The sequence below is a fragment of the uncultured Maribacter sp. genome (genome assembly GCF_963977385.1).
Lineage (GTDB): Bacteria > Bacteroidota > Bacteroidia > Flavobacteriales > Flavobacteriaceae > Maribacter.
This window is the reverse complement of sequence record NZ_CAXBOU010000001.1, coordinates 246,698-264,677: the sequence shown is the minus strand read 5'-3', so window position 1 is coordinate 264,677 and position 17,980 is coordinate 246,698. Positions and strand designations below refer to the sequence as shown.

Sequence of the window (17,980 nt, the reverse complement as noted above, 5' to 3'; positions counted from 1 at the left end):
TATTAAATAAGTAAAATAAATATTATGTCTATATCTGTATTAAACACCTATGAAAGTGTAGAGACAAGTGATGTAAAAGTCTGGTTCAAAGCGGCACCTATAGCAAAATTTCCTAAAAATGGGGGAGCTTGTATTAAATACCAGGACAAACAAATTGCGGTCTTCAACTTTACCAGAGAAAAAACGTGGTATGCCTGTCAAAATCTTTGTCCTCATAAAATGGAAATGGTGCTTTCTAGAGGTATGATAGGGGAAGAGAATATGGAGGCAAAAGTTGCATGCCCATTACACAAAAACACTTTTTCATTAAAAACAGGCGAAAACTTAAATGGTTCTTTAGAGGCAATTGCCACTTATCCTGTAAAAGTGGAAGATGGCTTTGTGTATGTTGGCTTTTCTGAATAGCTTTGAGCATACTCGAAGATTATGGCGACCAAAGATAGATTATTAGAAGCTTTTCAACATTTTGATGCTGCCAATAAACAAGACCCGAACACTGAAGTTTTTGAGGGTACAACCTACCCTAAAGAAGTGCTTTATGGAATTCGGATGACCGAACGTTTGAATGAATTTAATCCTACGGCATCAGAAGCATTGCGTCTTACCGCCCGTTGTCAACATATTTGCAGATGGGAAATTCCACGAGAATCTTATGATATGAATCGCGAAGGGTATTTGCGCTGGAGACAAGATTTGAAAAAATTCCATGCCAAAAAAGCTACCGATATTTTACAAGAAGTTGGTTACGATCAAGAAACAATTGATACCGTCACTTTTCTGTTAGAGAAAAAACAGCTTAAAAGAAATGAGGACACGCAATGTTTAGAAGATGTAATCTGTTTGGTTTTCTTACAGTATTATTTTGAACCTTTCGCCCTGAAACATCCAGAGGATAAAACCATTGATATCCTTCAAAAAACATGGCGAAAAATGTCACCAAAGGGACAAGAAGCAGCTTTAAAGTTACCGCTATCTAAATATGCCCTAGATTTGGTTACCAAGGCATTAAGCGCCTAATTAATCTTTCTATACAATTTTTATGGCCAATACCGAACACAAAACACCTTTAGATACGGCTACATTTTTACGTGTTCGCAATTGGTACCTATTGGCTTTGGCGGCAATTGCTTTGGCTATCATTCTTGCGCAGATTCTCATACAATTACATATAAAATCCCAGTCTGGCGACTCAAAAGTCATCAATGTTGCCGGGCGACAACGTGCGTATAGCCAAAAATTGGTAAAAGAGGTATTACTCTTGAAAAATGTGTCAAATTCTGATGAGAAAATCAGACTGCTCTTTGAGATTGATAGCACTTTGGCAGTTTGGAAAAGTTCTCATTTAGGGTTGCAATTAGGTGATGCATCATTCAACCTTCCATTTGAGGATGACCCAGAGATTCAGGCATTATTTGAACAAATTGAACCTTATCACAGAGAAATGGTTCAAGCTTTGGAACATATTCTTCAAACGTCTTCAATAGTTAGTGAATTGAATCCAGAAAATCTGGAACTTGATGCAAATATCCTCCTTAAAAACGAGCGTCCATTTTTAAATCTAATGGACCAAATCGTAAATGCATACGACGCCCGTAGTAATGAGCAACTTCAAAAATTAAAGGAAAAAGAATATTGGTTATTAGGATTTTCATTACTGATTCTACTACTTGAAATTCTTTTTATATTCCGGCCGTTATCAATTCAAATTAAAAAAACTATTGGTCATTTAATCGGTACTCAAGAAGAATCAAAAGTTCAACTTAATAAAATTCAAACCTTATACAATGAGAAAGAGCGCTCATTAACAGAATTACAAGAACTCAATTTTGTTATTGACAATGCAGCCTTGTTTGCAAGTATCCGAAAAAACGGTACTATCGTTTTTATAAGTAAGAAGTTTTTAACCTTACTAGGTCATGAAGAGAGCACCCTTAATAAGCCATTTTCAGAAATTCTCACCGTTGAAGAAGGACAACAAGCCTATTTAAAGGAGGTTTTAAAAGTAAATCGAAAAAATGTTATCCGAAATGAAGAGTTACAAGTAGTAACTACCAACGGATCTACCATTTGGCTAGATATGTCAATTGTACCGATGCACCAATCTACCCTCGAACAAGACATTTTAATTCTTTGTTCAGATATTACCGAGCGCAAGCAAAACCAGTTAAAAGTAGCCGAGCTTACCAAACAAAATTTTGAGGAACGTATGCTTCAGAAAAAGGCACAAGCAAGTCAGATTGTAGAGGGTCAAGAGGAAGAGCGAAAGCGAATTGCAAAGGATATACATGATGGAATAGGGCAAATGTTAACAGCTCTAAAATTCAATATTGAATCAATTGATATCGAAGACAAAACCAAAACAATCGAAAAGATTGCGTATTTAAAAGCCTTGACTTCAGATTTAATAAAAGGAGTTAGAACGGCAACTTTCAACCTTACTCCGCCAGAATTAAGTGATCACGGAATTTTCCCCGCGTTACAGAAAATGACCACTGAACTTTCTAAATTGACCGGAAAGAACATCCTATTTAAAAACAAAACGGAAGAAAACATCCGTTTCGATTCTTTGGCAGAGACTAATATTTATAGGGTAACACAAGAGGCCGTTAATAACGCGATAAAATATGCCGATGCAAATTACATTTTGGTTACCTTAAATTATACAAGCCCAATACTGAGTGTTGTAATTGATGATGACGGTAAAGGATTTGATGATTCCATTTTGGGACAATTACCTAAGAATAATAGTGAAGGTGGCATGGGTCTCTTTTTTATGAAAGAGCGAATCGACTACATTAATGGTCGTTTATTTATCAATTCTGAACTTGGTAAAGGAACACGTGTGACCATAAACTATAAAACAGAAGAAAATAAGATTGCACATGGAACAGAATGAGCTTTACCCTGTATTTTTAAAGGTTTCTAACCTTCAAATTTTAATTGTTGGCGGCGGCAATGTGGCCCTTGAGAAATTAACTTTCTTGTTGAAATCAAGTCCGAATGCGCAGGTAGAAATGGTGTCACCAATGTTTAGGGATGAAACCATTGCATTGGCCAATAAATTCGATATTAAAATGAATGTGACGCCATATGATGCCTCTTATTTAAAAGGCAAACATATAGCTATCGCAACTACTGATAATGTACAGGTAAATGAACAAGTATACCACGACTGTAGAGCGCAACAAATTCTTGTAAACGTGGCCGACAATCCTCCATTTTGTGATTTTTATATGGGTGGCATTGTTACGAAAGGAAACGTAAAAGTGGCTATTTCTACCAACGGAAAATCTCCAACTACCGCCAAAAGATTACGACAATTTTTTGAAGATGTTATTCCTGAAAACATTGATGACCTTGTAAAGAACCTCAACGAATATCGAAAGACTATTAAAGGCGATTTTGAGGAAAAAGTTGAAACACTTAATGAGTTTACCAAGGGGTTGGTAAATAAGAAAGAGGATTGATTGACAAGTCTTGTGAAAGATATTTTAGGCTTAAGGTTTTCTTTAGAATAGTGCCTTAGATTTATACTATGAAAATTTTAATAGTAGAAGACGAAGTTGCTTTACTACAATCTATCGCCAATTACCTGGAAAAAGATGGAAATGTATGTGAGACCGCATCTACCTATGAAGATGCACTTTATAAAATTGACCTTTACGAGTATGATTTGTTAGTGCTCGACATTAATTTAATTACTGGCAGTGGTCTAGATATTCTTAAGCTTTTAAAGAAAGACAAAAAGGAATCGGCTACTATTATAATTTCTGCCAACAACTCTTTAGATGATAAGTTAAAAGGGCTTGATTTAGGTGCAGACGATTACCTTACCAAACCCTTTCATTTAGCGGAACTAAACTCTCGAATAAAAGCTGTATTACGAAGAGGGAAATTTGGCGGAACAGATCGGTTGGAGTTTAACGAAATTTCAATCGACACTCGGTCTAGAACCGCATATATTGGTGAAAAACCAATGGCACTTACGCGAAAAGAATATGACCTACTTTTATTTTTTATCACCAATAAGGGAAGAGTACTTTCTAAAGAAATCATTGCCGAACATTTATGGGGCGACCACAGTGACATGGTAGATAACTACGACTTTATCTATGTTCACATTAATAATCTACGTAATAAACTGACCGATACCGGAGCAAAATATATAAAGACCGCTTATGGTAGCGGATATAAATTTAAAGAAGAATAATCCATGACTAATCAAACTAAAAAGATAGGATTATTACGTAAGACCTCTAAAACATTCCTTTCAATTGGTATTGTTTTAATGTTATTCAGTACTGTAGCCCTTTATTTTTATGTTCGAAACCTTTTACAAAGCGAAATAGAAGAAGAACTACGCTCTACCGAAGCGAGAATTGAAAGTTCAATTTCGGGTAATAACCCGATATATCAATTGCCACCAATGGTGGAAGTTACCGAAGTCTCAAACTTGGGCGTAGAACATTTAAAAGACACTTTAATTTACGATCCTTCTCAAGATGAGATAGAAGATTTTCGTGAGTTGACCACGTATTCTAAAATTAATAACCACAATTATCGCATTACCGTACGAACGCTTATTGTAGAATCGGAAGATATTTTAATTGCTGTTATTATTTCGTACCTGATTGTAATCTTATCAGTTTTTGTCTTTCTTTTCTATTTCAACAAGTCTAGAACTCAAAAATTATGGACTCCATTTTTTAAGAATTTGGAACAGATGAAACTGTTTTCACTGACTTCAGAATCTCCGATTTCATTAATGGATAGTGATATTTTAGAATTTTCTGAACTCAATACTGAAATAACCACCTTGACAGAAAAAGTTCGGTCAGATTATAAAAACCTGAAACAATTTACAGAAGATGTTTCCCACGAACTTCAAACTCCTTTGGCGATAATTCAGGCTAAAGTAGATACTATTATAAATGGTGAGGATCTCAATGATGTACAATTTGAACAATTATCATCGATTCAAAATGATATTCAACGCCTAAAGCAATTAAATAAAAAACTTGGCCTTATTTCCAAAATTGAAAATGACCAATTTACCAATATAAGTCCGTATAATTTAAACCATATTCTAAATAATAGAATTGAAAATCTATCTGAACTTTATCCGTCAGAAATACTATTTGAAAGTAATGAAGATGTTGTTCTTTTAATGGATGCACATCTTGCCGAAGTTCTTTGCGACAACCTACTTTCAAACGCTATTAAGTATAGCTTGCCCAATACCCCAATAGTGGTGAATCTAGAAAAAGAATCACTCTCTGTAAAAAACGAAGGCAAACGTGCCATATTAAAACCAGACCAGTTGTTTCAACGATTTTACAAAGAGTCAGATGAAGTAAAGTCTACCGGACTAGGGTTGGCAATTGTAAAAAAGATATGTGATTTATATGGCTTTCAACCTTCCTATAGGTATACCAATAACGAACATCATTTTACCATTTCCTTTCCAAAACAATAATGTTCTTAAAATTATCTTTAGATTCTAATAGTATCATTGCCTCTTAAAGTTCATTTTATGAAAAAGCTTTTCTACTTATTACTAGTTTTCAGCTCCCTTACCACCGCTTTTTCTCAAAGTTCAATAAGTGTAACAGGGCAATTGAATGATGTAATCTCTCAAGAAACGTTAGCATTTGCCAATGTAACCGTTCAAAACGCTGAAGACAATTCGATGGTGACCGGTGCCATAACCGATGACAACGGCCGTTTTGAAATTTTAGGCCTATCCACAGGAAAATACACCTTAGTTTTTTCATTTATAGGATATGAAACGATAGAAAAACAGCTTATCGCTGGCGGATTAAACAGTGTCTTCGACTTGGGACAAATTGCATTACAGCCAAGTGCAGAACAATTGAATGAAGTACAGGTTGTTGGACAAGAAGCTACTACCAATAGTGATCTCAATAAAAAATCATTTAATCTCGATAATAATATAGCCCAAGCAGGTGGCTCTGTACTAGATGCCATGAAAACTATGCCTGGGGTTACATTTGACCAAGATGGGAAAGTAGTATTGCGTGGTAGTGATAAAGTCGTAGTACTTATTGATGGCAAACAAAGTAGCTTAACCGGTTTTGGCAATCAAAAAGGTTTGGCTAACATACCAGCTTCCAATATTGAAAAAATAGAGATTATAAATAATCCATCTGCAAAATATGACGCTAACGGTTTTGCCGGAATCGTCAATATTATCTACAAAAAAGAGACTCAAAAAGGTTTAAATGGTGATGTGGGACTTTCTTTCGGACTTGGTGCATTGGGCAAAAGAAGAGCTGACACTCCTACTGATTTAGGTAGTTTTTCAATTAATCCAAAACTAATTCCTAGTCTAAATCTTAATTATAGAAAAGGGAAACTCAATTACTTTCTACAGTCAGAATTTATAATTCAAGAAGCCTTACCAAACAATGAATTTACGACTAGAAATTATGATGATGGACGCAATATTATTTCTCAAGTACCTGAAAATAGAAAGCAATTTCGTTCTATCATCAATGGCGGAATTGACTATAATTTAGATGACAACAATAGCTTTACGTTCTCTGGTTTATATGACCGAGAACGGCATATCGATACTTCTCAAGTAGCATTTATAGATTTGAATACCAATACTAGAAATCGATTTTATAATTGGCAAGAAGAAGAGGTTACCCGTTACATCAATGCCGCAGTTAATTATCGACATTCATTTGAACAACCCGGTCATACCTTAAGTGCCAATGCTCAATATACACAAGGCCTAGAAGATGAAACCTATTCATTAAACGATAGTTCGGCCGTTCGTGTGGGTAGAGACAAAACCAATATTAAGGCCATAGAAAACACCACTAGCATATTCTCAGATTATGTAAAACCGCTTAGTAATGGTAGGCTAGAACTTGGCGCGAAACTTCGTATTCGAAGGCTACCTGTAGATTACACGATTACCCCAGGTAATGAATCTATTATTTATCCTGGACTTGGCTCTTTTTCCGATTGGGGAGAAAATTTATATGCGGGTTATGTCAATTACCTTCTAGAAAAAGAATTCTATGATATTGAAGCGGGATTAAGAGCCGAACAGACCAATGTTTTTTATGACTTAGACCCTGCAAACACGTACTACCCGAACAATGATAAGTACGACTATTTCGAGCTTTTCCCTAGCGCTCGGTTTACCTATAAACTAAACGAGCATAATAAGATATCCGCATTTTATAATCGACGCATCGATAGACCAGGTGAACCAGAATTACGTGTGTTTCCTAAATATGATGACCCAGAATTACTGAAAGTTGGCAACCCCTATTTACGCCCTCAATTTACAGATGCCTTTGAAGTAGCCCATAAATATTCATGGAATTCCGGCTCGTTATTCTCAGCTGTGTACCATCGAATTATACAGGATCAGTACATGCGTATTTTTAGTATCGATGATTCGAACCCTAATTACGATATCGTGAATCGTATTTACCAAAACACAGGCAGGGCAACTAATACGGGATTGGAGTTGTTGGCTAGTCAAGACCTTACCCAAAATTGGCGTCTTTCAAGTACGGTAAACTGGTACTCAAATGCTATTGACCAATATGAAGGCACCGTGCTTTTCCCTTTTGTACGGCCTTTTACTATTGAAGCCTCTACCGCAAATGCATGGAATGCCAAGCTTACTTCAGAACTTAGTTTACCTAAGGAATTTACTTTTCAATTGACTGGTGTTTACTATTCCGATAAAAACATTCCTCAAGGAAAAGAATTGGCGCGTTCTTCTATTGACTTTGGTATCAAGAAAAACCTATGGAACAAAAAAGCAGAGCTCACCTTTTCTGCTACCGATATCTTCAACCGTTTTGGTATTCGTCAAGAAGTTCGAAACGAAGGTTTCACCGCAACCTATCATAATTATTTTGAGACCCAATTATTCCGTTTAGGCTTTAAATATAAAATTTAATGAAAACCCATATGAAGTCCTTAAACAAAGTTGCCCAGATTACCCTATTGTTTTGGTTAATGAAAATCGTTGCCACTACATTGGGGGAAACCTTAGGAGATTTCATTGCACAGACATTAGATTTAGGCTACACCGTAGGCCTACTTAGCACCTTTGCTTTTTTCGGTATTGTTTTAGTAATTCAATTAACCCGTAAAAAGTACATCCCCATTTGGTTTTGGCTTGTTATTATAGCCACTACAACCTTGGGCACCGAAATATCTGACTTTATTGACCGTAGCCTACACTTAGGCTATTCGTGGGGTAGTCTATTGTTGTTTTTTGGTCTACTCACAACCTTATTCCTTTGGTACAAAAAATACAATAATCTAGAAGTATACCCCATAGCCGAAAAAAGTAAAGAAATCTATTATTGGATTGCTATATTATTTTCCAATAGCCTGGGTACCGCCTTTGGTGATTACTTAACCGACGTTATTGGCTTAAGTTATTTAAATGGCGCTTTGGTTACTGCCGGTATCATTATACTGGTGGTAGTCCTACATTACTTTACAAAAACCAACCAGATTGTATTGTTCTGGATTGCCTTTATTTTTACACGACCTTTCGGTGCAACCTTCGGTGATTTCTTGACCAAACCGCTAGAAAAAGGAGGCCTCGATTTAGGAACGCTTCCAGCTTCAATTGTTTCTATACTAATAATGGGTACCTTAATTTTTATATCCCATAGAAACTTGAAAAAACCCACCCATTATTGAATGAACTTTAAATTCTCTTAAGAATCGACATATACATTTAGGGTCAAATTACCCTAACAATGTTATATATGTGGACTCTTCTGTTTCCAAAACGCTTTTCACTTCTTAAAGCATTCGTGCTACTATTTATTTGTATGTCGTTTTTAGTACGACTTACATTTTTTATTTGGGATTTTTCTGAGGTAGATGTTCATATCGGTGCAATAGCCAGAACATTCATTACTGGGTTATTTTATGATATAGGAACCCTCTCCATATTCTTAATGCCTTTCTTGGTTTATCTATTAATTTTTCCCAAGAAATGGTATGGTTCTTTGGCTGATAGAATCAGCACTTGGTTTGGCTTTTTCTTAGCCGTACTTATCATCTATTTATCCTTTTTTGGTGAGTTTACTTTTTGGGAAGAATTTCAGCGACGCTTCAATTTTATAGCGGTAGATTATTTGATATATACCTATGAGGTGGTCAAGAATATTAATGAATCGTATCCGCTACCGTTACTTTTAGGGTCTCTGATTTCTTTGGTGGCGGTTACCATTTTCATCTGCTATAAAAGAAAACTGTTTCATAAAACCTTTACAAACAACACCTCTTTTAAACAACGATTCTCAGCTTCCTTGCCGTGGGTTTCCATTTGTTTACTCTTCGTGTTTTTCATTACTAACGACCAAGCAGAATGGTCGAAAAACAGATATAACAACGAAATATCAAAAGCGGGCGTTTATTCGTTCTTCGCAGCTTTTAGAAACAATGAGCTGGCATTTTCAGAATTTTACAGCACCATATCTGAAAAGGAAGCTTTTGCCAATGTAAAAAGTCAGTACTTGCCTTTTAAAGATGAATTTACACATCCTGATAAAAATGAAATTTACAGAACGATACATGCTATTGATACCACTGGCATTGAACAAAAACCTAACGTAATATTTATCTGTATCGAAAGTTTAAGTGGTAAATATCTGAACAGTTTAGGTAGTGATGAGAACATTACTCCGGTATTAGATGCCCTTGCCAACCAAAGTCTTTTCTTTACCAATTTGTATGCCACAGGTACGCGTACCGTTAGAGGAATGGAAGCCATTACATTATCTATACCACCTACCCCTGGGCGTAGTATTGTAAAAAGAAAAAATAACACGGGTCTTTTTACTATTGGTGAAGTATTTAAAGAACAAGGTTATGACCGTAATTTCTTTTATGGTGGTGACGGTTATTTTGACAATATGAATACGTTCTTTGGCGGAAACGGATTCAACATTATCGATAGGGGTCGTGGTTTTTTATTAGATAAAGCGATTACCGTAAAACGCACCAATATTGAAGATGACGAAGTTACTTTTGAAAATGCCTGGGGTGTTTGTGATGAGGATATTTATAACAAGGTTTTGAAAGAAGCTGATATGGCTTATTCCTCTGGTAAACCTTTTTTCGATTTTGTTATGACTACTTCGAATCATAAGCCTTTTACCTATCCGGAAGGAAAAATAGATATTCCTTCAGGTACCGGAAGAAATGGTGCTGTAAAATATACGGATTATGCAATTGGAGCGTTTTTAAAAGAGGCCAAAACTAAACCTTGGTTCAAAAATACTGTCTTTGTAATCATGAGTGATCATTGCGCCAGTAGTGCAGGTAAATGGGAATTAGACGTGGCCAACTACCACATACCAGCCTTTATTTATAATGTACCTAAGCAACAAAACGCTAAAATAAATACACTTTGCTCTCAGATAGATGTTTTTCCTACATTGTTTTCTACCTTAGGGTGGGAATATGACAGTAATCTTTTCGGTATGGATATCCTTAAAATGGGTCCGAAAGATGAACGTGCACTTATAGGTAATTATAGAAAATTAGGATATTTGAAAGACGGTAAAATATTGGTACTTGGTGATGGAAAAACCGTTAATTTTTACAACTGGAATGCTATGGACAATAGCCTACAAATAACACCTATGAATGAGTCGTTTAAAAGTATAGCCATCTCTAACTATCAAGTGGCAGATGAACTTTACCATAATAGCGGACTCCAATTAAAATCGCTTAATCAATGATTCGCATACATTTTATTGTAAACCCGATTGCTGGCCATGGTAATGCTCCATTGACCAAAGAAGAGTTGCAGCCTTATTTTATACAAGGCGTACATGATTTGACCATAAAAGTTTCTGAATTTAAAGCGCATGCTACAGAATTAACAAAAGCATCTATCCAAGAAAAGGCAGATATAATTGTTGCTTGCGGTGGTGACGGTACTATAAACGAAGTGGCTACCTGTTTAATAGGTACTGATATTGCTTTAGGTATCGTGCCAATGGGTTCTGGTAACGGCTTGGCATCCAATCTTAAAATTCCGAAAAAAAGACGAAAGGCTCTAGAAATTATTAGAGACAAACATACCGAACGTATGGATGTTGGTAATATAAATGGCCATTACTTCTTTAGTAATACCGGGGTAGGTTTTGATGCGCGTCTAATAAAGAACTATGAGTCATCAGAAAAAAGAACATTGTTAGGGTATATAAGTGCTTGCGCAATTACCTTTCGTGATATTGAAAAAAATACACCACTTTCCATTGGTATCGATGGGGAAGCACCAATAGTAAATCCGTTTATCATTCTTATTTCCAACTCCAATGAAATGGGTTATAAACTTAGCTTGACTCCAAAAGCATCATTACAAGATGGGTTACTAGATGTGCTTATCATCAAGAAAATTGGAAGGCTGAAAATGCTTTGGTTAGGATTCTTAATCCTCATTAGAAAAGTACATTGGTTAAAAGAATCGAGAAGCTTTCAGACGAAAGAAGTAAACCTTAAGTGTGAACATTCAGATTTCTTCGACACCCAGATAGATGGGGAGCATAACCGAATTGATAATAACGAGCTTACGATTTCCTTGCTAGAACAATCATTGTGTGTGCTTACGGCAAAATAACTGTCTCAGAAACAGCACGAATTAGCTCAACTTTAAATTCTCTTTAGAATTGTATTTTAATTTTCGATCAAAATTAAAATACAGCGATATATGCTTACTTATTTTGAGCCAAAAATACTGTGCACTAAACTGGCTCTTCTTTTTATCATAGTTATTTCAACAACTGCTTACAGCCAAAGTGATGCTATACAAACTTCTGGTGATGTTTTACTGTTTGCAATGCCAGCATCTGCCCTTACGGGTAGTCTTATTGCGGGCGATTATAAAGGCACCTTACAATTTGCAAAAAGTTTTGCCCTTAACCAAGCGGTCACTATTGGACTTAAATATACAACGAACAAAAACAGACCCTATAATAATGGGGAAAGGGCCTTCCCTTCTGGGCATACATCAACCACTTTCCAAAGTGCTGCCTTTATTCAAAAAAGATATGGGTGGAGCTATGGAATACCGGCCTATATTTTAGCGGGCTATACGGGCTACAGCCGTATAAATGCCCAAAAACATGATGGCTGGGATGTACTGGCAGGAGCCGTCGTGGGTGTTGGTAGTGCCTATATTTTTACCACACCCTACCAAAAAGAACATATGCAGCTAAGTTTTTCAAATGATGCGGATAGCTATTCGCTCGGTTTTGTCTATAAATTTTAAATTTCAATACATCATTTAAGGAATAGGTTTCGATACTTTTGCATTGGCTTTTTAAGGCTATCAATATGTCAGAATCCCAAATAAAAAATTCAAAAAAAACTACCAACTATCTATTGATAGCCGGTATTGTTTTTATAGCCCTAAATCTACGCCCCGCATTAGCAAGTGTAGGTCCTTTAATTGAAGAAATTCGAGATAGTACAGGACTATCGAACACACTTTTAGGCTTGTTGACGACGCTACCGCTTATTGCATTCGGAGTAGTTTCTACCCTAACACCTTTATTTACTAAACGTTTTGGTATTGGCGGTACTTTATTGGGCGCTATGATCTTGTTGACGATTGGTATTTCCCTGCGCTCTATTGAATGGATACCTGCTCTTTATTTAGGTACTTTTTTATTAGGTATTGCAATCGCCTTGGGGAATGTATTGTTACCAAGTTTAACCAAGCGAAATTTCAGTGAAAACTCTGGGTTTATTACCAGTATGTACTCTAGTATTATGTCAGTAGGGGCCGCTTTGGCTGCAGGGTTAAGTGTACCCTTGGCGGATAATCTTAATTTGGGGTGGCGTGGTTCATTAGTCGTTTGGAGCTTACTTTCATTTATAGCTATTTTTATTTGGATGCCGCAAGTGGGTAAATTGAAAAAAAGTACCAGCAATAGAAGTTTTGCAGTAGCTATGAAAAAAATGGTGAAGTCTAAATTGGCGTGGAAAATAGCCTTATTTATGGGGCTACAGTCGATGGTATTTTATACAATTTTAGCGTGGCTACCTGTCATTCTACAAAGTAGAGGTTATGATGCCGCCTTCGCCGGATGGATGCTCTCCCTATCTCAAGCAACGGGATTTATCGGGTCTTTAGTCATACCCTATTTAGCTGGAAAACAAAAAAACCAACGCGGTATCGTCGTGGTTTTGGTGCTTCTTGAACTAATCAGTTTAACCGGACTCCTATTTCCTGAATTTGGTATGGTCGCTTTATGGGTTTCAATACTAGGAATTGCTTTAGGCGGCACATTCGGCCTTGCCTTACTATTCTTGGTCTTACGTTCACATGATACCGAAAGCGCAACAGAATTATCAGGAATGGCGCAATCTGTCGGCTATTTAGTAGCCGCTACCGGACCCATGTTGTTTGGTGCCATTTTTGACATAACTGGCAATTGGGACTATGCGATTATGGTACTTTTTGGTATTTCCTTCATTAAACTATATATGGGTTTAGGCGCAGGAAAAGCAGAAAAGGTTTGATGTAGCAACTCTACAACAAACCTTTCTTATTATTTATGCCTAAAACCAGTAGGAAAATTTATCTATCTAAACTAGCATGGTCCATATCATGGCTACAGCTATAGTGTGCGTTTTCTGCAGCATAGGCCGAAGCATCGGCAGAATCTCGAGCCTCTCTGATTAACCTTTGTGCTTTACGCATATAAAACTGTAGGTTCCCAAGGTTCTTTGATTTTGAAGCATTCTTTACATTTTCAAACGCCTCACTAGAAAAATCACGTGCATCGATAGCGTTTCTTTCTGCATCAATTGTATAGCTAACAGCTTCTTCTAATCCACAACTTTCAGAATCATATTGCGCTTCTGAAGCAAGAACAACAGCTTCATCGGCAGCAGTAACCGCTTGTCCCATAAGTAACATAACCGTTTTGGTATTTGTGCGTGCCGTACTCAACCGCGCATCATAAGAAGCAGTTTCAGCAGCGGTACTCAACGAATCACTTAGTTGACTTACCTGCATCATATAATTCTGCACATCGGTAATTTCACTTTTAAAAACCTCACATTGGGCTTGTGTGTAATAAGAAGTAAAAAATAATACGGAAATTTTTAAATAGGTTTTAATCTCAATCATTCTTGGGGGTTTTTATAATCTCTTTCAAAAACTTTCAAATGGTTCAAATCATTTATGCATTAGGTATACTACCTTAAAAAAGGTTAAACGGTTTGTTTAACTTGAACCGGCACTAATTTTGGTTTGACAACGCGTTGTCTTTTCAAATTTTAATATTGTATGAATTGACTTACAAACGTATAACCTATAGCCCCTATTGCCTTTGTTCGTAATTAAATTAATTATTTTGTTAAGTTGAAGGTGTTCTACCGAAAAACACTTTGTGTCGTTTTAAACTGTTTTTTAAAATGAAACATTTTGACTTTTCTGAAACAAATTAGCACAACTAATCTCAAGAGCCTATGCTTGCCATAAATGGTTTTAATATCTTTAGTGCCCAAATTGTATAGCACTTCTATGACCCAACAGCATAATATTCTTGATATACTTCAAGAATTTAACCTCAACGGAAATCAGTTTCAATGGACATCCTTAACTGCGGGACTCATAAACGATACGTTTTTAGTAACAGATGAGGAGAAGCAACAATATATTCTTCAAAGAATAAATCAAAATGTATTTAAGAACGCAGGTATATTGATGGATAATATCAATTATGCGCTACCTCATTTGAAGGCTGATGATTATGCTCAGATAACTTTTCTGCCTACTAAAAATGGAGAAAATTGCTTAAAAGGTACTGATGGTTTCTGGCGAATTATGACCTATATTCCTGATAGCACTACATATAATACAACCACTAATACCCATACTGCTTTTGAAGCGGGGCGAATCGTAGGCGGGTTTCATAAGCTATTGAAAAAGACTGAAGTAGACCTGTTTAAAGATACCCTTCCTAAATTTCACAACCTTGCACACAGGGCCAATGAGTTTGAAGAAGCATTAGCGGCTTCCGATTCAGAAAAGCGTCAAATAGCCAAGGAAGCTATAAAAAAAGCTCATCATTTTTTAAAAGAATTAGATGCTTTAAACAATGAAACTTTGCCCGTGCGTATCTGTCATAATGACACCAAACTAAATAATATGTTGTTCTCACAAACCACCGATAAGGCACTTTGCTTAATTGATTTGGACACTATTATGAAAGGCTATTTCTATTATGATTTTGGTGATGCGATAAGAACTGTTGTCAATGTTGCCCCTGAGGATGAGCAAAATCATGACCTCATTACTTTTAACACAGAATTGTTTGAAGCCTTTGTTGACGGACTAGCATCTAACGACTCATTTTTAACCGAAGCCGAAAAACAAAGCTTACCTCTTGGTGCCGTATTTATGCCCTTCATTCATGGGTTGCGGGCGCTAACGGATTATTTAGATAATAATAAGTACTATAAAGTCGCTTATGAGAATCAAAATTTAGATAGGTGTTTGAGTCTTTTTGATTTTGCCGAAAAGGCATTAGAGAAAAAGGATCTCATGCATTCGTACATTCAACAAAAATTGGTATAATTAAACCTGGTATTCGCTTATTTCTGTAATTTTAGTTCGGTAATAGTACCATTACCGTCCTTCTTTCCTTCACTTGAAATATATAGTGTTCCATCAGGACTAAATGTAATTCCCTCTGGTTGCGGAAATATTTTGGAATCAAATTTATAGGCACGTTTAGCAGATCCATTGCTGTCTAAAATCAACAATTTCGGCTTAGTACCTTCTAACACATAGATTTCCTTGGTCTGCGGATGAATCGCTATATCAGATGGGCGAAAAGTTTTGTATAGCTTCTTTTCCCTAAAATGCTTCAATACCTCATCACCCATATCAATCTTAAATACTGGTTCTGGAATCAATCTATTATTATCCAAAGAAAAGGCATAAACACACTTTATTCTATCGGAAGTTGAATCACGGTCTTTAGGTATCATCAATAATTGGTTATGCTCTTTGTCAAACTCAAGACTCTCCATATTGTTCTCAATATCAAATCCGGTATCAAAAGATAGTACCGTTCTATCATCGTCCTGAAAATTTTCAACGATGGTAATTCTACCGCTACTCTCCAATACATAGGCATTCTTACCCTGTATAGCCAAACCTTCATAATCTCCTGCATTCCCGAATTTTAGTTCTTCAACAACCTTTTTCTGATTTAGGTCATAAATAAAAATGATTCCGTCTTCATCCTGTACGGCTGCAATTCTATTGTTATCAAGCCATGATATTCCTGAAACCTCTCGAAGCGCTACAGGTAATTCCCATCGGCCCACAATTTCATAAGCTACCTTGTCGGTAGTATCAATTGGTGACCAATCTTTAAAATTCATGAACATAAAACCCATGCAAAGAATTAAGGCTACCACTGTCCAGAATTTTATTTTCACCATATTTATTGTGTTCTTAGTTGCATTCATCATTCCATATTTTTATAAACCTGCTGTACATTTTAAGAGGTTTTTCAACTATCGAGATCAGTTCGCGTTTTATTGAAATGCAATGCATAAAAAATGTACACGGAACTTTATTACTACAAAAATAGCTGCCAAATCTGAAAACAATTAGGAATTTGGCTGTGTTCGAAGATTTTACAAAAAACTTAACTTTTTATGGGGAAATCAAGGTAGAATTCGTGCTTTTCTTGGTATGCATAATTCAATCGCACATCATACTTCTCTGCAATAGCTTTTGAAATAGCAAGTCCTAAACCTGTAGATCGGTTATCAGTTCCGGTTTTTCGAAAGCGTTTAAAAATATCATCACTCTTCAGGGTTTCTTTCTGCCCAAAATTATTGATACTAATGTGATTCTTTGCAATATTGATTTCTACCGGATTCCCTTGCTCACCATGTACTATAGCATTTTTAACCAAATTGGTCATCAATACAATGGCTAGATCTCTATTCATTTTAAAATGAAGTGTCGCGTTAGAAGACAACTGCAACGGAATATTACGGTGTGTTGCAAAATCAGAGAAGTCATCAACGATGCCCTCCACAAGCTGATTAAAATCAATATATTCTTCTTCAACATATTGTCGGTTGTCAATTTTAGACAACAGCAACAATGATTTGTTCAACCGTGTTAATCGCGATAAGTTGTCTAACACACTCCCTATTTCTTGCGATTGGATCACCGAAAATTGGTCTTTCTCCAATAACAATTCTAATTTATTAATGGCTATCGCCAAAGGAGTCTGTAACTCATGCGCCGCATTTTCTATAAACTCTTTTTGTGCAACATAACTATCACGAGATTTTGTTGTTAATCGCTCTACATTTTTATTGAGCAGTTTAAATTCATCAATGTTCGTGGGTTCAGCCGTAATTGGGTCATCTTTTTCAATACGAAATGTCTTCAACCTATCGATGAGCTTATAGAACGGTTTCCATATCTTTTTCATCACAAAATTGTTGAGCACGACGATACTGAGAATTAAGGCAATGTATAATCCAACAAGGTAAATAAACAGGTTTTCTATCTGGTCATCCTCTTCAACCATAGAGGTGATCAGCTTTATTTTGTGGTACGAGCCATCTTGCTCAAAAACACTCTCTAGAATGCGAACTGGCTCATAATCTTCTTCGTTCTGCATATACATCAATGTATCACGGTAGCTGTCCTTAAATTTTTTATGTCCCTCTATATCGGTTTCTTTAATCGTGTAATTATTGACTCCGAATTCCGTATCGTTTAATAATTCTGGATTATTAACAGCCGCTTTTATGATTATTTCCTTTTGATTTTCAAGACCGTCATCTAAGCTGTCATATACCTCATCTAACATTGCAAAATAAAATATGACCGCCCACACCGATATTAGCACAATCAACAGTATTGCGAAGTATTTTGTAGTGTGATTAAGAAGTTTCATAG

16 protein-coding genes are annotated in these 17,980 nt (G+C 36.1%); 13 read left to right on the top strand and 3 right to left on the bottom strand.

Annotated features, from left to right (window positions below):
* Positions 1–24: 24 nt before the first annotated feature.
* From nirD to AAC084_RS01035, 12 genes are all read left to right on the top strand, one after another.
* Positions 25–405 (top strand): nitrite reductase small subunit NirD, encoded by a 381-nt coding sequence (nirD, locus tag AAC084_RS01090; RefSeq protein WP_339835731.1) that lies wholly within the window; start codon positions 25–27, stop codon positions 403–405.
* Between the two features lie 21 nt (positions 406–426).
* Positions 427–1,017 (top strand): DUF4202 domain-containing protein, encoded by a 591-nt coding sequence (locus AAC084_RS01085; protein ID WP_339835729.1) that lies wholly within the window; start codon positions 427–429, stop codon positions 1,015–1,017.
* Positions 1,018–1,039: 22 nt separating this feature from the next.
* Entirely contained in the window at positions 1,040–2,896 is a 1,857-nt protein-coding gene (locus AAC084_RS01080) for an ATP-binding protein (protein WP_339835726.1), read from the top strand.
* The gene (locus AAC084_RS01075; RefSeq protein ID WP_339835723.1) at positions 2,883–3,467 is read left to right on the top strand and encodes a bifunctional precorrin-2 dehydrogenase/sirohydrochlorin ferrochelatase; all 585 of its coding nucleotides are present in this window, start codon (positions 2,883–2,885) and stop codon (positions 3,465–3,467) included. Before AAC084_RS01080 ends, AAC084_RS01075 begins: the two co-directional genes overlap by 14 nt.
* 68 nt (positions 3,468–3,535) lie before the next feature.
* Positions 3,536–4,210: a response regulator transcription factor gene (locus AAC084_RS01070; RefSeq protein ID WP_339835721.1), complete on the top strand. Its 675-nt coding sequence runs from the start codon at positions 3,536–3,538 to the stop codon at positions 4,208–4,210.
* 3 nt (positions 4,211–4,213) lie between these two features.
* Positions 4,214–5,476, top strand: a complete 1,263-nt coding sequence (locus AAC084_RS01065; protein WP_339835718.1) for a HAMP domain-containing sensor histidine kinase — start codon at positions 4,214–4,216, stop codon at positions 5,474–5,476.
* Positions 5,477–5,533: 57 nt separating this feature from the next.
* Complete coding sequence (locus AAC084_RS01060; RefSeq protein WP_339835714.1) at positions 5,534–7,951, top strand: TonB-dependent receptor; 2,418 nt, start codon at positions 5,534–5,536, stop codon at positions 7,949–7,951.
* Complete coding sequence (locus tag AAC084_RS01055) at positions 7,951–8,709, top strand: hypothetical protein (protein ID WP_339835711.1); 759 nt, start codon at positions 7,951–7,953, stop codon at positions 8,707–8,709. Before AAC084_RS01060 ends, AAC084_RS01055 begins: the two co-directional genes overlap by 1 nt.
* Before the next feature lie 134 nt (positions 8,710–8,843).
* Positions 8,844–10,763 (top strand): sulfatase-like hydrolase/transferase, encoded by a 1,920-nt coding sequence (locus AAC084_RS01050; protein WP_339835708.1) that lies wholly within the window; start codon positions 8,844–8,846, stop codon positions 10,761–10,763.
* Complete coding sequence (locus tag AAC084_RS01045) at positions 10,760–11,647, top strand: diacylglycerol kinase family protein (RefSeq protein WP_339835705.1); 888 nt, start codon at positions 10,760–10,762, stop codon at positions 11,645–11,647. Before AAC084_RS01050 ends, AAC084_RS01045 begins: the two co-directional genes overlap by 4 nt.
* Positions 11,648–11,737: 90 nt before the next feature.
* The gene (locus AAC084_RS01040) at positions 11,738–12,298 is read left to right on the top strand and encodes a phosphatase PAP2 family protein (protein ID WP_339835701.1); all 561 of its coding nucleotides are present in this window, start codon (positions 11,738–11,740) and stop codon (positions 12,296–12,298) included.
* 65 nt (positions 12,299–12,363) lie between these two features.
* On the top strand, positions 12,364–13,554 hold the full coding sequence (locus AAC084_RS01035) for an MFS transporter (RefSeq protein ID WP_339835698.1): 1,191 nt from the start codon (positions 12,364–12,366) through the stop codon (positions 13,552–13,554).
* Between the two features lie 58 nt (positions 13,555–13,612).
* Here AAC084_RS01035 and AAC084_RS01030 read toward each other — a convergent pair whose 3' ends face one another.
* On the bottom strand, positions 13,613–14,167 hold the full coding sequence (locus tag AAC084_RS01030; RefSeq protein WP_339835695.1) for a hypothetical protein: 555 nt from the start codon (positions 14,165–14,167) through the stop codon (positions 13,613–13,615).
* Positions 14,168–14,521: 354 nt separating this feature from the next.
* Between AAC084_RS01030 and AAC084_RS01025 the strand changes: the two genes are divergently transcribed.
* On the top strand, positions 14,522–15,619 hold the full coding sequence (locus AAC084_RS01025) for an aminoglycoside phosphotransferase family protein (protein WP_339835693.1): 1,098 nt from the start codon (positions 14,522–14,524) through the stop codon (positions 15,617–15,619).
* A 17-nt stretch (positions 15,620–15,636) separates the two neighbouring features.
* Here AAC084_RS01025 and AAC084_RS01020 read toward each other — a convergent pair whose 3' ends face one another.
* Together AAC084_RS01020 and AAC084_RS01015 are read right to left on the bottom strand one after the other, a co-directional pair.
* A complete protein-coding gene (locus AAC084_RS01020) occupies positions 15,637–16,524 on the bottom strand; it encodes an SdiA-regulated domain-containing protein (RefSeq protein WP_339835690.1) in 888 nt (295 codons plus the stop codon).
* Between the two features lie 179 nt (positions 16,525–16,703).
* Positions 16,704–17,978 (bottom strand): HAMP domain-containing sensor histidine kinase, encoded by a 1,275-nt coding sequence (locus AAC084_RS01015; protein ID WP_339835688.1) that lies wholly within the window; start codon positions 17,976–17,978, stop codon positions 16,704–16,706.
* Between the last annotated feature and the right edge of the window lie 2 nt (positions 17,979–17,980).

Coding starts and splice junctions, on each gene's coding strand:
- AAC084_RS01085 (WP_339835729.1), top strand. CDS start 427: ATGGCGACCAAAGATAGATTATTAGAAGCTTTTCAACATTTTGATGCT.
- AAC084_RS01055 (WP_339835711.1), top strand. CDS start 7,951: ATGAAAACCCATATGAAGTCCTTAAACAAAGTTGCCCAGATTACCCTA.
- AAC084_RS01025 (WP_339835693.1), top strand. CDS start 14,522: ATGGTTTTAATATCTTTAGTGCCCAAATTGTATAGCACTTCTATGACC.
- AAC084_RS01030 (WP_339835695.1), bottom strand. CDS start 14,167: ATGATTGAGATTAAAACCTATTTAAAAATTTCCGTATTATTTTTTACT.
- AAC084_RS01075 (WP_339835723.1), top strand. CDS start 2,883: ATGGAACAGAATGAGCTTTACCCTGTATTTTTAAAGGTTTCTAACCTT.
- AAC084_RS01035 (WP_339835698.1), top strand. CDS start 12,364: ATGTCAGAATCCCAAATAAAAAATTCAAAAAAAACTACCAACTATCTA.
- AAC084_RS01020 (WP_339835690.1), bottom strand. CDS start 16,524: ATGATGAATGCAACTAAGAACACAATAAATATGGTGAAAATAAAATTC.
- AAC084_RS01060 (WP_339835714.1), top strand. CDS start 5,534: ATGAAAAAGCTTTTCTACTTATTACTAGTTTTCAGCTCCCTTACCACC.
- AAC084_RS01080 (WP_339835726.1), top strand. CDS start 1,040: ATGGCCAATACCGAACACAAAACACCTTTAGATACGGCTACATTTTTA.
- AAC084_RS01065 (WP_339835718.1), top strand. CDS start 4,214: ATGACTAATCAAACTAAAAAGATAGGATTATTACGTAAGACCTCTAAA.
- AAC084_RS01040 (WP_339835701.1), top strand. CDS start 11,738: ATGCTTACTTATTTTGAGCCAAAAATACTGTGCACTAAACTGGCTCTT.
- AAC084_RS01070 (WP_339835721.1), top strand. CDS start 3,536: ATGAAAATTTTAATAGTAGAAGACGAAGTTGCTTTACTACAATCTATC.
- nirD (WP_339835731.1), top strand. CDS start 25: ATGTCTATATCTGTATTAAACACCTATGAAAGTGTAGAGACAAGTGAT.
- AAC084_RS01050 (WP_339835708.1), top strand. CDS start 8,844: ATGTCGTTTTTAGTACGACTTACATTTTTTATTTGGGATTTTTCTGAG.
- AAC084_RS01045 (WP_339835705.1), top strand. CDS start 10,760: ATGATTCGCATACATTTTATTGTAAACCCGATTGCTGGCCATGGTAAT.
- AAC084_RS01015 (WP_339835688.1), bottom strand. CDS start 17,978: ATGAAACTTCTTAATCACACTACAAAATACTTCGCAATACTGTTGATT.